Origin of the sequence: Bombella apis (assembly GCF_018221685.1) — a bacterium.
GTDB classification, from domain to species: domain Bacteria; phylum Pseudomonadota; class Alphaproteobacteria; order Acetobacterales; family Acetobacteraceae; genus Bombella; species Bombella apis.
The window spans coordinates 1-15,529 of record NZ_JAGJTM010000004.1 but is presented as its reverse complement, the minus strand read 5'-3'; the positions used below and the strand labels follow the sequence as shown (position 1 = coordinate 15,529).

The 15,529-nt window shown below is 51.1% G+C and carries 9 protein-coding genes and 1 tRNA gene; 7 read left to right on the top strand and 3 right to left on the bottom strand.

Translation table 11 applies throughout. From position 1 onward, the window contains the following. The first annotated feature begins 38 nt into the window (after positions 1-38). From J8Z04_RS03280 to J8Z04_RS03250, 7 genes are all read left to right on the top strand, one after another. Positions 39-3,260 (top strand): virulence factor SrfB, encoded by a 3,222-nt coding sequence (locus tag J8Z04_RS03280; RefSeq protein WP_192848505.1) that lies wholly within the window; start codon positions 39-41, stop codon positions 3,258-3,260. 48 nt (positions 3,261-3,308) lie between these two features. Continuing rightward, positions 3,309-5,951 (top strand): virulence factor SrfC family protein, encoded by a 2,643-nt coding sequence (locus J8Z04_RS03275; protein ID WP_192848504.1) that lies wholly within the window; start codon positions 3,309-3,311, stop codon positions 5,949-5,951. Further along, on the top strand, positions 5,948-6,955 hold the full coding sequence (locus tag J8Z04_RS03270) for a hypothetical protein (protein ID WP_192848503.1): 1,008 nt from the start codon (positions 5,948-5,950) through the stop codon (positions 6,953-6,955). Before J8Z04_RS03275 ends, J8Z04_RS03270 begins: the two co-directional genes overlap by 4 nt. Next, positions 6,952-8,913, top strand: a complete 1,962-nt coding sequence (locus tag J8Z04_RS03265; protein ID WP_212125568.1) for a vWA domain-containing protein — start codon at positions 6,952-6,954, stop codon at positions 8,911-8,913. Before J8Z04_RS03270 ends, J8Z04_RS03265 begins: the two co-directional genes overlap by 4 nt. Before the next feature lie 116 nt (positions 8,914-9,029). Then, complete coding sequence (locus tag J8Z04_RS03260) at positions 9,030-9,674, top strand: ABC transporter ATP-binding protein (RefSeq protein ID WP_192848501.1); 645 nt, start codon at positions 9,030-9,032, stop codon at positions 9,672-9,674. A gap of 37 nt (positions 9,675-9,711) precedes the next feature. After that, complete coding sequence (locus J8Z04_RS03255; RefSeq protein WP_043561880.1) at positions 9,712-11,016, top strand: ABC transporter permease family protein; 1,305 nt, start codon at positions 9,712-9,714, stop codon at positions 11,014-11,016. Positions 11,017-11,063: 47 nt separating this feature from the next. After that, positions 11,064-12,884, top strand: coding sequence for an SUMF1/EgtB/PvdO family nonheme iron enzyme (locus tag J8Z04_RS03250; RefSeq protein ID WP_192848500.1), 1,821 nt, complete (start codon positions 11,064-11,066; stop codon positions 12,882-12,884). 68 nt (positions 12,885-12,952) lie between these two features. Here J8Z04_RS03250 and J8Z04_RS03245 read toward each other — a convergent pair whose 3' ends face one another. From J8Z04_RS03245 to J8Z04_RS03235, 3 genes are all read right to left on the bottom strand, one after another. After that, a complete protein-coding gene (locus tag J8Z04_RS03245; protein WP_192848499.1) occupies positions 12,953-13,483 on the bottom strand; it encodes a kinetochore Spc7 family protein in 531 nt (176 codons plus the stop codon). Positions 13,484-13,596: 113 nt separating this feature from the next. Then, on the bottom strand, positions 13,597-14,112 hold the full coding sequence (locus J8Z04_RS03240; protein WP_192848647.1) for a hypothetical protein: 516 nt from the start codon (positions 14,110-14,112) through the stop codon (positions 13,597-13,599). Positions 14,113-15,423: 1,311 nt separating this feature from the next. Next, positions 15,424-15,500 (bottom strand) — tRNA-Met (locus J8Z04_RS03235). Positions 15,501-15,529: the final 29 nt, after the last annotated feature.

Below are 15,529 nucleotides of genomic sequence, written 5' to 3'. Positions count from 1 at the left end.
AAACCCGTCCATTCCTTATCCGATTTTGGGTTTTTATCATGACAGAACTTCTTCTCGTTCCTGACAGCCTGTTGCAGTTTACTACCCTTCATTTCGACCTGGCTTCATTCCGTGAGCGGGTAGAACAGGACTATATCTTCAGTCTTGTCTCCAACCCTGCCTCAAAAGAGCAGGAAACTCTGGTCATCACTCGCAACTCGGCAGGAAAACGGGTTGAAGGCGAAGAAATTTTCCTGAACCTCGAAGGAACCGTTGCAAAACTCTTTGAGGGGCGCTGGATTCCACTGCCCTGGCTGAACACGTTCAGCGACAGTGACTCCCAGAAGAGACCTTCCAGCACAGAAGATCCAACAGACATAGTTGACCTCCAGGGCGGCCCTTCCAACTGGATTCGTGGTCGTCTCAAAAAAGATTCGACAACAAAACAATTCTTCATGGAAATTGTCATCGATACCACGATGGAGCGTACCCCCTCCAAGGACCCAGAAGGCAATCCCATCTACAACGGCCCCAAGCCGGATGACAACGGAGCAGCAACCTACGCACTGCCCCCCCTCACCAGGATCAAAGATTGGCTGAGTGTCAATCACTGGGTCCAGAATATCATCTTTACCGCCCAGGCTGAGAGCGTGAAAGCGTATCTGCCTTCCTTTGATGATGATACACCGCCGCCTCCACGGCCTGGAGATCTGGATCACCGCCTTACAGCTCTTGCTGCCTATCTGGCCTTGCTGCAGGGGCTTACCGCCGATAAAGACCTGCCTGTCATCAAGTTTGTTGACAATGCAACAAAACCAATCGATGTCGATCTCGTCCTGGACCTGGGGAACTCCAGAAGCAGCGGTATCCTTATCGAGCAGAACGCCGATCAGGCACTCTCCAAAAATGGCCGGTTCGGCAACTGCCGTGTGCTTGGCCTCCGGGATTTGCGTGCTCCACAGACCATCCATTCCGGGCTTTTCTCAAGCCGGATCGAATTCAGCAACATAACATTCGGAGATGTCCGGCTTTCCCGGGAATCTGGGCGCGATGATGCATTCCTCTGGCCCTCTCCTGTCCGGGTAGGCGGAGAGGCCGAAGAAATGATGGCCGCTCGGGAAGGAACCGAAGGCTTTTCCGGCCTCGCTTCCCCCAAACGCTACCTTTGGGATCGCACTCCTACATCTCAGGGATGGTATTTCAATGATGCTCTCACCAGCGCGGAAGCCATTCCCCCCCATCCCGCCCAAAACCCCCGGGTATCAGGCTCATTCCGAAGCAAACTTCATGAAATCCTGATGCGGCAGAACGAACGGGGCATCACAACATTCAGCACTGATTTGAAGGAAGAGCTATACGATGGTGCCAATGCGGGACCGGACATAACAGCCGCCAGAAAGGTGAAAGTCTGTCAGCTATCCAAAAGCGAGATTTCCATCCTCATGCTCAATGAGCTCATCCTGCAGGCCATAGCCTTCATGAACTCCCCGCAGGAACGCGAAAGTCGCGAGCAAAGCCGGACACCACGCCGGCTGCGTTCCCTTGTACTGGCTTTCCCGCCCGGCATGCCTCTGGCTGAGCGCCGCATCCTTACCAAACGTGCTCGGACGGCCCTCACCATGGCCTGGGAGAGCACCAGGCAGCAGGAAACATGGAAACAATTTGGGGACGCCTACACACAGCCACCTGAGCTTGAATGCAGCATAGATGAGGCAACAGCCACTCAGCTTGTCTGGTTGGAGAATGAAATAAACAACAAGATGGGCGGCAGTGTTGACGAATTTTTCCATCTCTATGGCCATGCTGCCTCCTCCGATGGCAAAGAACGCCTCCGCATCGCCAGCCTTGATATCGGCGGAGGGACAACAGACCTCATGGTGTGCGATTATCGGCGCAACAAACATGAAGAAATGCTCCACCCGCATCAGCTCTTCCGCGAGAGTCTGCGCATTGCGGGTGATGACCTGCTTGAAGACATAATTTCAGGGCCAATTATCACGGCCTTCATGAATCATTTCAGAACATATCATATTCCTGAGCCACGAGCTTTTTTTAATACCCTGTTCAAACTGGGTGCCGCAGACTCAACCATTCAGGAGGCAACGCAGCGACAGCTTTTCATTTCCACAATTCTTGAACCTGTCGCACTGAGCATCATTAATGCCTACGAAAATGTGGAAACATTCTTCTCGGGAGAGCTGATAACAGGCCGCTTGCACGAGCTTCACCAGATTTCTCCGAAAGCCGCCGAACGCACACGTGATTATTTCAGGGCAGCCCTCAAAAAACACCTTTCCATTCACGGCACGCCTTCCTCTTCCGCTCTGACCAGATTTCTTGACCAGAACGATGACACGCAAGCTGCCAACGAAGATATTTTCGACCCTCTGGATGCCAACATACATGTAACAACCGATGACATGGAAGGTATTATTACCAGAAGGCTGGGCCAACCCCTGCAGATACTGTGCAGTATTGTTCAGGCCTATGGCTGCGATGCCCTCCTGCTTTCCGGCAGACCTTCCAAACTGCCACATGTCTGCAGCCTGATCCTGAGCGCTCTGCCCGTGGCTCCGCAGCGTGTCATTCCCATGCATAACTATGTGATTACTGGTGACTATCCTTTCTCTGACAGCAGCAACCGGATTGGAGATCCCAAAAGTACTGTCGTGATGGGAGCCGTCATCTGGAAGAAGGCTTGCCGTGCGGAGATTGGCAATTTCAAATTGGCCTCCAAAACCAGATATGAAAAATCAACGGCGCATTTCATTGGCAACATGAAAATCAACGAAGGAACAATCATCCGTCTCTTCAACCCTCAAGAGGAAAACGGATCCCCTATCGCTTACGACCTCTCGAATGTCACAGCGGAAGACAAGCTGGAAATAAAGATCGATACATTCGAAGGCAGCATGATACTCGGGACAAAACAGCTCCCCAACAAGGACTTTCCCAGCAGTCCATTCTACAATCTTGCCCTGACATCCGCAGGACGGGATTTCCTTCAGCAGCGGCGCATTGACCTTAACAGCCCCCTGTCCCTTACGCTCTCCCGCACCAGAACCCCCTCCACCAGCGAAGCTGAACGGAAAGAGCTCTGTGAAAATCTGGTCATCACGGAAATTGAAGGCCAACCCATCACTCATGATGGCCCTCCCATAAAAGTGCCAGCCAGAGACTTCATCAGCGCAACACTACAGACAACCCTCACCCCCCAGGGACACTGGCGTGACACCGGCGCCATACACCTGACAACCATCCAAGACCAATCAACAGTCTGATCCGCCCTATCTCCCAGCCTCCTTCACCGCCCCAAGAAAGTCTACGCCATGGATGCCATATCTCCCGACGCCCTGAAGCGCGTATCTTCAGCACTTGCCACCACTGCAGAAACCCTTTCTGCCTGGATGGAGCACAACAAGCCTCATGCAAGGGAAGGGAGAGAGGTGCGTGCTTGCCTGCGTGCTGCGCAGGCAATCGATCACACCGCTGATGCACCCCAGACAATTGCCGTTTATGGAGCCTCCCAGGCGGGAAAATCCTTCCTGACCGGCGCCCTGACCTCTCCCGAGACCGGCCCCCTCATCATCGACTTTTCAACTGACCACCAGCTGGACTTTCTGAGGGAAATCAACCCGCCAGGCGGTAAGGAATCCTCCGGTCTTGTCTCCCGCTTTACCGTAACCCCTCCCTCACTCCCCACAAACGTGGGTGCGGACACACCGATTTGCGTCAAACTGCTCTCGGCAAGAGATGTGGTCTGTATTTTAGGGAATACCTATTTCAGGGACTTCAAGCTTACCGAAGATGCTGTTAAAACCACTGACATACTTGAAACCATAAAAAACATCATCCCACGTGAAAAAAACGATCCGCAGCAGGAACCATTTTTTACGAAAAATGATGTTGAAGCATTGCAGGATTATTTTAACAGCTCGTTCCTCTCTGAAAAAAGCTATACGCCATTTTCATCAGACGGGACTGATAATGAATATTGGGCTTTTCTCGCAGAGAACATATCTTCATTTGATCTCGATACAGCCATAAAAGCTCTTTCTCCATTATGGGGTGGTCCGAGCTCGCCTTTCACCGATTATGCGCACAAACTGCTCAAAGCCCGCTTCAGTCTCGACAGGGATGAACTGGCTTTTTGTAATCCCGATGCCCTGAACGCCCCCAATAATGGCAGCATACTGAATGTTGAAACCCTGTGGGGTCCGGGAGCCAGCATGAATACCGCCCTGAAATCCCCCAGTGGAAAACTGGTTGGAATGGGGCGTGACGTTGCAGCGGCCCTCATCTCAGAGCTTATTCTCCCCTTGAAGGCAGCACGGTGGGAGTTCCAGAAAAAGCGGATCGATTTACTTGACTTCCCCGGAGCGCGATCCCGCGGGGAATATCCATCACTCAGCAAGGCCACGAACATCCCCGAGCTTTTTCTCCGCGGGAAGGTCGACTATCTGTTCCACCTCTATAAGAGCAACAATGACCTGACATCTGTCCTGTTATGTATTGGCGACAGTAACCAGGAGGTCGTTAGCCTGCCGGCGATGATTGATGGTTGGGTCAACACGACCATTGGCGCTACGCCAGAAGAGCGCAGCACCCAGGATAACTCCTTATTTATCATCCTGACCAAATTCGACACGGCATTAGCCTCCACGCCAGGACGGCCAGATGATGGAGTTGAACGCTGGGACACGCGGCTCGATGCTTCTATCATCAATTATTTCAAAAACTCTCCCTGGCTTAATGCGTGGGAACCCGCCCAGCCAATATTCAATAACATCCAATGGCTGCGCTCCCCCACCTATGGGGATACGATCTACGATCGCGATGCCCAGAAAAATGAAACTACCATGCTCCCTAGCTTCAAGAGCCGGCTGCCAAGCCTCAAAACAGGGTACGACAGTTCAGCAAAAGTCAGAACCTACATCAGGAACCATGACAAAGCCTTCGATGCCGTACTCAAGCCCAATGATGGCGGTGTCAGCTATCTTGCCGAGCGTCTCCTTCCTCTCGCAGAAAAAGATATCAAGACCAGCAAGCTGTATCTGAAGCTGCGCAGGATACTCCAGAACCTGCAGGAGACAGGGAAGAAATTCTACTTTGACAATTCGCAGGAAGCCGTTCACGCCGAAGCAGAGCGCTCCGTGGATAATTTCATCAGGGCACCCTGCCTCCCTCTCGCCCAGAAAGGACGGTTTGGCGTACTGCTCCAGCAACTCTCCCTTAGTGCAGAGCTTGTTACTCGGGAATGGATTGCCTTCAACAAAACCAAACCGCAGACCACTCACCAGGAAATTCAGTTACTTGAAAGTCTCCTCTCACCCTCTCCAGCCGAGAAAAACGTGTCCGCTGACGCTGCACCAGAGGAAGATGATTTTGACCGTTTCGCCGCACATATCCTAGAATATTGGGAAGACCATTGCCGGGAAAAATTCTCTTCTGACAACATGAGTACCGAAAGGGAACGAAACTGGCTTCATGTCAACAACGATGCCTTCTCGCCTTTCCTGGCACAACTTTTCAAGTTGGCTGAAACGAACAATCTGGCTGGAGACATTGCCAACATTTTGCGCAACACATGTAAAAATGTCAGCAAGCTTGTCCAGAATGGCGAAAAACCTGGAATCCTTACGGCCGAGACCATCAGCAATTTTGTGACATGGCTCGGATATCCCCCCGTTGACAGAAAGGACGCCCCAGCAAACCGGCCGGTTTGTGAAAAAACGGGTATGCCAATCTTCCTTCTTCCCGAAGATCCAGCCGGGAAGCTCTATCCAGATCTTCCGAACATAGGCAATAGCGGCGTACTTTTCCTCCTGGACTGGGTCACCGCATTGAAGGCCCGTTTCCGGGAAGCCGGTCCGCAGTATGACGTGGAGGAGAATGCCAAGCTGGGCCAGTACCTGGAGACACTGAGCAGGCTCGACAATGCACATGATAACGGGAAAGACATAAACAGATGAATCAGATTACCCTTGCCGACAAAGCCATTCCATTACAAGCAGAGATGACTCTTGGCCTGGTCATTGCATCGGGTGACGTCTCAACGCAACAGAACGTCACTGTGCAGGTTGACGACACATTCCTGCCAGATTGCGCAATAATCTCGCATGACGGGCATATGGTCATTGCCCTTCTTCCGCGCAAGCAGGCCGAAGCCTGCATTGACCCGCTGGCCGCTTCCGCTGTCAGTATTCCAGCGCTCGGCATAACAGAAGCAGAAATCGACTGGGTTGGCTTCCCTGCGAACAGACAGCCCCAGACGGCTTCACAAATCCTGCAAATGGCATCGGAGACAGAAGAAGAGCAATCCCAACAACAGGCAGCCTTCTCTCCGCCTCCTGCCGCCCCCCCCGAAGCCGTGCCTTTTCCACCACCTGATGCAACGGCCACCCAGCATCCTGCCAACGGGACGCCTGAAGACAAAAAGCCGGAGGATGCACCCGAGACAACGCAAGCGATGGATAAAACGCCTTCCTCCTCCAGGAAGAAGGGACTGCTCATCCCGGCAGGGGGGGCAGTGATCGCACTCTGTCTTGCCACGGCAGGAGGATGGTTCTGGTTTCACAAACCATCTTTTCTCGCAACGCCTGCTTACCAAAACATGAGTCCGGCAGATGCCGTCAAGCAGCTGGTCACCCCGGCTGCCATTGGTCAGGAGGGGTGGCGACGTATCCGTGCAGGCCAGGGTGACGCAGGACTGCGGCTGCTTGGGTATGCAGCAACCAAACATGACCCGGTCTCCCTCCAGAGAATGGGAGAGCTGTATGATCCTGCCAGGTTCCGTACCGACGGCCCCATTCCTCAACCCAATCCCCGGGAGGCAGCACGCTACTACCGCGAGGCCCTTCTCGCAGGAAATCAGGACGTTCGCAGTGAACGGGACAGCCTGCTCGCAGCCCTTCGCAAGAAAGCCGAAAATGGCGACCAGGAGGCCGCTTTCACCCTTCAGGAATACGCACGATGACCCCAACATTTCTTTCTGCCAGCACGCTGTTCTCCTTTTCTTCCCAAAAAGCCAGGATCATCACAAGACTGATGGGGTCCACCCTGTGCGGAATAATCGCCCTCACCGGGCAGCACGGCTTTGCCGCTCCTTTGCTGCAAAGGGCAGGGGGCACTCTTTATCAGCAAATACTTACACAGCCTGGGGCCATCATCACGCCAGATGAACACACCGAACAGGGCACCCCTTCTCCAGGATTTCTGGCCTATTACGTCTTTGCCAGGGCGAATGACAAACTTCAGATTGGCAGTACGAAAGATCATCCCAATGGCTGGATCAAGGCATCCCAGACACTCAGCTGGAATCATCGCCTGAATGCCCAGTTTGCTCCGCTGGCAGGTCGATCGCGCGCCATCTTCATGAGCACCCGGCAGGCCGAAGAGAATCTGCTGAATGGGAATGACCCTGCCGCCGATGCCCGGGCCATCCTCAGCGCCGGAGATCACCAGCCTCCCAACAGCCAGGCTGCCGCACTGGAACCTGATGCCTGGATTGATCAGAAAAAACATTTTTATCTGCTGCCCATCCTGGACGCACATAATAGCGAGCCCGATTATACCGGTGCCATGCTGATGCACGGCGCCGGGGCCACCTTGCCTCCCCCCCACGAACAGAAAAGCGACGCAGCACCCCCATTCCGCGCAGGTCTGGTCTTTGTCATTGATACGACACAGAGCATGCAGCCTTACATCGAGCAAACTCGCAATGCCATCAATGACATTGTCTCACAGATCAACAACGCTCCCCTGGGACACAATTTCCGTTTCGGGCTTGTAGGCTTCAGGGATCAGTCCAGAAAGGATGATCCCAGACTTGAATATGCCTCAAAAATTTTTGCAACTCCCGATTTCACCCAATCGAGCGATGCCATCACCAGTCAGATCGCTTCCGTCAACGAAGCACATGTCTCCTCCTTCGGCTTCGACGAAGACCCCATCGCTGGCCTGAAAACTGCCATAACGGATATTGACTGGTCCTCCATGCAAGGCCGCTATATCATTCTGGTAACCGATGCCGGTGCCCGCGATGAACACAACCCTCTAAGTTCAACCCACCTTGGCATCACCGACCTCAACCGTTTGGCCGAAAAACACGATATTGCCCTCTTCGTGATCCATCTTCACACACCCGCCGGGAAAAAGTTCAACGATACTGACCGGGCAGAAGCGCAATACCGAACTCTCTCGGCATTCCCGAATACGTCCAGTCTCTATTATCCCGTCGGTAATGGTACATCCGATAATCTGACGAATGATTTCAACCTCGTTGTCCGACAACTGACACAGGCGATTCTGACCCAGGCAAGTCACATTTCCGGTCAACATGGCAGCCAAACGACACCTGAGGGCCCCTCCAATGACCGCATGGCCATTGTAGAGCAGGCCATGCGTCTGCGCTACATAGGCCAACGTGACAATGCCAGCCTTCCGCCCATGATCGAAGGCTATGTTGCAAGCACCGATCCTGTCAGCAATAAAACTGCCTTGCGCGTCAATTTGTTGATGAAGCGAAATGAAATGAACAATCTCGCCTCTTCGCTTGAAACCATTCTGGACCAGGGTGAACAAAGCCAGCTGGCTCCCGAGCAATTTTTCCAGCGGCTGCAATTTGCCTTCGCAGCCTCGGCCCGTAATCCGGATGCCCTCTCACATGATGGCGATGCCGCCCATGGAACACTGGGCAGCCTGCTGCCGGAATATCTGAATGGCCTTCCCTATCGGTCTCGGATTGCCCAACTCACCCAGGAGCGCTGGAATAGCCTGAGCGCCGGGGAACAGGACGCCATACTCAGCGACCTGCGTGCGCTTATTGAACGCTACAAGCTTTATGAAAGTGATACGGACGGCTGGCATTCCATCAACGGGGGCAATGATGAGGATGAAAAAGTTTATTCCGTAGGGTTGGATGACTTGCCTTGAACACGGCCCCAACCATGGTTCAGAGTGAAAGCTGTCCTGCCGATCCCCCCCTTCTCCACGCCGAATCCTTGACCTGGCAGGCACCGGGGGGGGATTTTACGCTCGAGATCCCCTCATTGACACTGCACAAGAGAACATGCCTCGGGGTTATCGGACCATCAGGATGCGGGAAAAGTACACTGCTTGGTCTACTTTCGCTCGCCCTTCTTCCAACAAAAGTTCGTTGCCTCTCTTTGCTCGAGAGGCAGCTCGCCCCTTATCTTTCACCCGGGTCACACACCACAAACCGCAAACGTGAACGGCTATTCACTACATTACGGGCCGAGCACGTCGGTTTCATTCCGCAAACCGGCGGCCTTCTGCCGTTCCTGACAGCGCGCGAAAATATTGCCCTCGCTTTGAATGTGCTGGAAACTCCCCCCTCCGGGCAGGGTGCTGGGCACATCGACATGCTTGCCGAGCGGCTCGGGATCATATCCTGCCTTGAAAAACTGCCCTCTCAATTATCTGTCGGTCAAAGGCAGCGTGTTGCCATAGCACGAGCCTTAATTCACACACCCCCTATCCTTCTGGCTGATGAACCAACAGCTCCCCTTCACCCTTCCCAGGCTGCGATCGTCCTGGATTTACTACGCAATTATGCAGAAACACAAAACGCCGGCGTCATTGTAGTAAGTCATGACATAGACGCCCTACAGAAGGCCGAATTTTCACTGGTTCAGGCTCAGATGAAAGGGAATAAAACTATCATCCACAATTAACAATTTTCATATATAACTTTCTCTAAAGGAAACGCTCATGCCGTCCCGGGGTCACACGCACTTTCGTCACCTTCTTCTTGCCTGTCATCTAGCCTGGCGGGACCTTTTTTCCAATAAAATACTTGCCCTGTGTATTGTAAGTGGTCTTGCCAGTACTCTGCTGCCCATGTTGCTCCTTGCAGGATTGAAGGCAGGTCTCGTTGATCATATGCAACAGACTCTACTGCACGACCCCTCGGCATTGGAAATTTCAAGCGCCCGAAATTATCCTTACTCCGAACAACAACTGGAGGCCTTGAGAACCGACAAGAGAGTGACCTTTCTCCTTCCCAAAACACGCACACTCGCCGCAAGCGTACGGTTACAGGCAACCAACACAACGTCAGTATTCGAGGGAACAGACGCCGAACTCCTTCCATCCTCTCCCGGAGATCCTCTTCTGGGAAAGAGAATTGAAATGCGCCTGGCAAAATTACATGCGCAGATTTCATCTCCAGATATCCCGGTTGTCATGTCCGCCCATCTGGCAGAACACATGCACCTTCAACCCGGGGACACCTTCGTCATGCTCATTGACCGACATGCCGCAGGCGCTGCAAAAATGGCTCGCATACAATTAAACGTTGCTGCTATCGCAGACGAGACCGTTACATCCCGCTTCCAGCTATTCGTGTCACTTCCTGTAGCGCAAGCCGCCGAAGAATGGCGCGAGAACACCAACCTCTCCTCCTGGCAGGAAGCCTTGACCCTGGGCGAACAAAAAGCAGCTGATTTCCTGAAAGCACGTACACCAAAGGCAACATGGCCCGGCTTCAGACTTTATGCGCGTTCACTATCTGACGTCATCACATTGGACAGAGATCTGACACATCAGGGGTTAAGCATAACCAGCGAGCTTCCCCGTGTTAAAACCATTCTTAATATCAATCAGCAAACAACACATCTTTTTCATCTCATGGCTTATATCGGGGCCATAGGCTTTGCCGTTACTTTGGGTACGGCCATCGCAGCGGAAACTGAACGAAAGAAATTCCATCTCGCAAGCCTGACATTTCTTGGACTGAATAACGCTCGTATCATCCCTGTCGTGCAGACCATTCTCCTGGCCACTGGAGGAACCTGCCTCGCCTTTTGCATAGCCTGGGGATTAAGCTGGCCCATGAATCGCATACTTCACAACACGTTTCTACAAGACGAAACGTCAGCATCCTCCATAAATATTACAATCGCCTTTGCCTTGCAGCTAGTTGCTTATATTATCCCAGGATCGACCATCATGGCCTGGGCAACAACACGCTCCCTGCACCGGGTTTCACCATGGCAAGGCATATGCAACTCCTGACAGCCTGTCATCATGATTGACATGCCTTTATAAGCAAAGGACCACCAATGTCTTATTTACATTTCGCTACAGCAACAGAATTTTTAGCATTACGGAAACCATCCCTGCGCATCATGGCTCAACTTCGCCCATCAGCGCCCGTCTTTGTCTTGTCAGCCCTGCTCTGTACATATCTCTCCAGCCACACAGCACGGGCACAGTGCACAACCTCCACTCCAGCACAGGTCAACTGGAACAAAGCCATCTATGACCCCAAGCCTTCACCAGATTCCGATGCCGAGGAACTGGTTCTTCCCATGCCCTGCGGAGGGGGCATGGTTTTTCGCCGTGTTGAAGTACAACCTACGTCAGCCAGCACAGGAGATGCCGCTTTCATGGCAAACCGGCGGATCACAATTGGCCAGGCCATGGATTTGAAAAGTACTCAGGCCTCCCATAGCAATGGCTATAACCTTTTCATACATGAAGCCAATCTTGCCGCTCCCTTTACTGATAAAAATCAGCATCCTGTCTACTATATCGGAAAATATGAGGTAACGGCGGCGCAATATAAACTTGTCATGGAAGGTCAGGGGGCTCCTCCCCCTCAGCGCAGGAATTTTCCTGCCAGTAATATCTCCTTCCTGGAAGCACAGCAGTTTGCAGAGAAATGGACGAGCTGGCTCATGAAGAATGCTCCTGACCGTCTGCCGAAGCGAGGAGACAAGCCCGGCTTTATTCGCCTGCCAACTGATGCTGAATGGGTTTTTGCCGCTAGTGGAGGGATCAAGAACAGTTCCCTGAACACACAACCTGCCCCTTGGCCACAACCGGGCAGCGATTGCCAGAATCAGATTGATGATTGCATTGTTGGCAGCAGTCAGGGGATTTCTACCGATCATGGCGTCATCCCCAAACCGATTGGATCACTCAATATAGCCAATCCCCTCTCCCTGTACGATATAGTCGGCAATGTCAGTGAGATGGTTCTTACACCCTACCAGATGAGGGCTTACCTGCATTACTGGAACCAGGGCCTTACAGGCGGGACGCAAGTTTTCGGAGGCAGTGTCCTGAATTCCGCCAGAGACATTTCCAGCGCTTATCGTGCGGAATTTGCCCCTTATGACGACAATGGAGACGCAAAGCGTGCTCCTGAGGTCGGGTTCCGTGTTGTCATCGGTGCTATGACAATGAATAGCCTACAGGAAGCTTTGAAAGCACAAAAAGGGTTCGCTGCGCTGGTCAATGATGCTGCCAACGCTGATACCAGCAAGGTCAAAGAAGAGCATGCCAACGAAAACGATGCTCTCAAAAACCTTCAGTCTGCCCTGGGCCAAAGTGACCAGAACAAAGCTGAGCTACAAGCCCGTCTTACCCAATTGAACCAGGCGATGGAGGCTGCACGGGAGGCACAAAATCAGGCCAATGCAGAACGTAATCAAGCTGACCTAGATAGCGCTGTCGCCAACCTGACTACTCTGTTGACACTAAGCAAGCAGATCGCCTCGAACAGGATTGACATTGTCAATTATACGGCTTTCGTCAATGATCCTGACAATGCCCGTAACCCCAATCTGAGCATCTATAAAACCTCCATCTCGACAGAACAGGTTTCGCTTGATGATACAGTGAACGCTTACCTCGGCCTGTTAAAAACAGTATCCCGTAATAGCCAAAGGGATACCCGTCTGGAGGATGCCAAGACCATCATAGTAAACAATCTCAAAAATAATTATAAAGACCTTCCCCTTTCCAGGCGCCTCGACTGGCTAGACATAGCCATACAAAATACAAAAGACATATCCTCCGGTAAATCCCTCGAGGCTGAGCGGGATATTATTGCAAAAATAGAACAGGCGGCTCATATGCATTATTATAACAGATAAGGAAAAAGCACAGGGATACTTCATATCCCTGTGCTTCCATAAGACTAGAAAAAATAATTTAAAATGTTTTAAAGTGAATGAGTTTCAGCAGATTTTTTGTTGAGTTCGTCAACTTTAGAAGCATATGCTGCATTATCTATTTTAATGCTATAATCGAAATGACTCTTTATCTGAGACACATTCCTGATTTTTTCGATCAACTCTTTCATTTTATCGGAATCGCCATCAGCTTTTGCCTGATCATACTGCTGCTGCAGGGAAACTTCCTGTCTAAGAAGATCATCACGCTGCGCTTTTTCCTTAGCAATCTTCTGTTGTAGCTGCGCCATTTCCTGACGTAATACGGCAATCTGCTGATTGATGGACATTAGATGAGCATCTTGTATCTGAACAGCCTGTTCCTGCACGCTACGCTCATTTGTCAAAGCCTTTGTTCTTTTCTGGTAGCCTCCCCCAAACGAACAAGCCATCTGGGTAAACATTTCATCCTGTTTATTCGGGTCACAATCTGCTGCTGAACAACCAGCCAAAAACAGCATAAGAGATGCTGTTGAGAGAGACACATACAATGAGCGTCTCTTTGAGACCTTAACAATCATAACATACCCCCTTTCATACAGAAAAACGCCTAGTAAAAATAATATACTAGGCGTTCTATCAAGAAATGGAGCATATAAATATATGCTCCATTCAAGATATATAATTTCAAATATTAATCGCCATTATTCTGAGCATTAGACTTTGCAAGCGCATCGCTCTTGGTCTGCTGCAGTTTGTTAGACATTGCCTTATATTCCGCTACACGCTGCTTCTCATTTTCCAAAACAGCATTTTTACGAGCAATAACCTGATCCTGGGCTTTCGCAGCATCGCCTTCAAGACCATTTTTCTTGGCGACTGCTTCATCATAAGCCTTCTGGGCTTTCTGCACATTCGCCTGAGCGATACGCAACTTTTTCTTGGTCGTGGCAATTTCAGCGTTCAAACCATTTTCCACAGCCTTCTGCTGCTCATTATTTCCCTTGGCTTGAGCATGCAACGTCTGAAAGGCTAGGCCAGCACCGGCACCAATCAAGGCACCTTTCTTTCCCCCGGCAACTCCTCCAATGGCGGCACCGTTGGATGCAGTCCCTGCATTTTCGATATCACTCAAGAATCCTGCATAACTACTCTGTGTCGAAAACGCAAAAACGGCACATGCTGTTATCGCAAAAATAGAACGACGCATACTCTGAAATCCTTCTTTAATGTTCCTGAAATATCAGGCACATCCTCATGCTATCATTGTTTTATGTTAACATAAAATTTTATATTTTGACTTAAGCAGAAGACTAAATTAAGAATCAGACACTTGAGAGAAATTCTCTTGACACGTCTGAAAGAATGAAGAACAGTGACAACCCACTACGGCGAGGGCATCCTTGCGACGGAAGCCGGTGCCCCCCTTTCATACCGTTCCTCCATATTCAGAAAGAACACGGAGAGAGTATCTCCCTAGGCAACTCTGATTTGGGCAACCAATCAGCCCACTGGCCGAAAGTTACAAAAGACTGGACATGAAAAAGACACAGTTTTTCGGCTACACAGCCATGACATTGGCTGGCACCGAAGCGCAATCTATGGCGATATCCCTGTTTCCAACGGAGCCTTCAAGGCAAAAGAAAAATACGCCTTAGGGTTCCAATCCGATCCCTGACAGGAAAAGCATTTTCCAGGAATGATGGTGAAAAGAATAACCGAACAGCATCTTCCCTAAGGGAAGATTTCATACACGACACGGTTCAATCTAGTTGGAACGGCTGACACTGTTCATGGTTTTCCAAAAGGAGATAGGCCATGGATCACAAGAAAACCCCACTGTTTCGGTCTGCGGCCTAATCCTGAAATCCCATTTCATTCAGTTCCTTGATGACAGGAACAAGCTGCCAGGCATTAACTATTTTAGTTCCAGACCTACGCAGATCGATGCACAGTATCTTAAGCTTGAATGAGGCCGGCACTATCTCTTCGTCTCTGGCCCCATCATGGCAAAAAGGACCGCTAGTCAGCAAAGCTCACCATATTGACGTCCACCTATTTGAAGAACATGGCAAAACTGCTGCAATTCGTTCTTGATAAAAGGACAGTGTCCCAGCGCTCTGTTCAGCTCCTCCCGAGAAGCTTTATACGCCCGAACCATTTCAAAACCATTATTCTTGATGATAGTCTTATCCGACAGCCTACCTCAGAAAAGCTTACACTTCTCTCAAATGGCGTTGAATGGCCCTTATATGCGCATGATGACAAGCGCCACTGCTGCCAATAGGGTAACCTGGAACCCAAATCCAAACGTAATCTGGGATATCACCTTCCTGGCCAACACTCCCGGGTCAGGCATTGAGAGCGCTTGCTGGGCAGAAAATTGCCCGAACAATCCACCCAAACCATTCATGAGCCCATTTGTAGAGCTCTGCAGACACGCCTCCCCACAATATAGCTCTGCTATTGACAAGCAGTATGCCGATGGTTCCGTATCAACTTATTTCTGATTTTGTGGGTATGGATGCGGGGGTAGGATTTGAACCTACGACCTTCAGGTTATGAGCCTGACGAGCTACCGGGCTGCTCCACCCCGCGTTGGTGGGTGGTTTTTATGGGGGTGGGTG

Bases quoted from the DNA above. Each gene is read 5' to 3' on its own strand.
- J8Z04_RS03280 (WP_192848505.1), top strand. From the start codon at position 39: ATGACAGAACTTCTTCTCGTTCCTGACAGCCTGTTGCAGTTTACTACC.
- J8Z04_RS03275 (WP_192848504.1), top strand. From the start codon at position 3,309: ATGGATGCCATATCTCCCGACGCCCTGAAGCGCGTATCTTCAGCACTT.
- J8Z04_RS03270 (WP_192848503.1), top strand. From the start codon at position 5,948: ATGAATCAGATTACCCTTGCCGACAAAGCCATTCCATTACAAGCAGAG.
- J8Z04_RS03265 (WP_212125568.1), top strand. From the start codon at position 6,952: ATGACCCCAACATTTCTTTCTGCCAGCACGCTGTTCTCCTTTTCTTCC.
- J8Z04_RS03255 (WP_043561880.1), top strand. From the start codon at position 9,712: ATGCCGTCCCGGGGTCACACGCACTTTCGTCACCTTCTTCTTGCCTGT.
- J8Z04_RS03250 (WP_192848500.1), top strand. From the start codon at position 11,064: ATGTCTTATTTACATTTCGCTACAGCAACAGAATTTTTAGCATTACGG.
- J8Z04_RS03245 (WP_192848499.1), bottom strand. From the start codon at position 13,483: ATGATTGTTAAGGTCTCAAAGAGACGCTCATTGTATGTGTCTCTCTCA.
- J8Z04_RS03240 (WP_192848647.1), bottom strand. From the start codon at position 14,112: ATGCGTCGTTCTATTTTTGCGATAACAGCATGTGCCGTTTTTGCGTTT.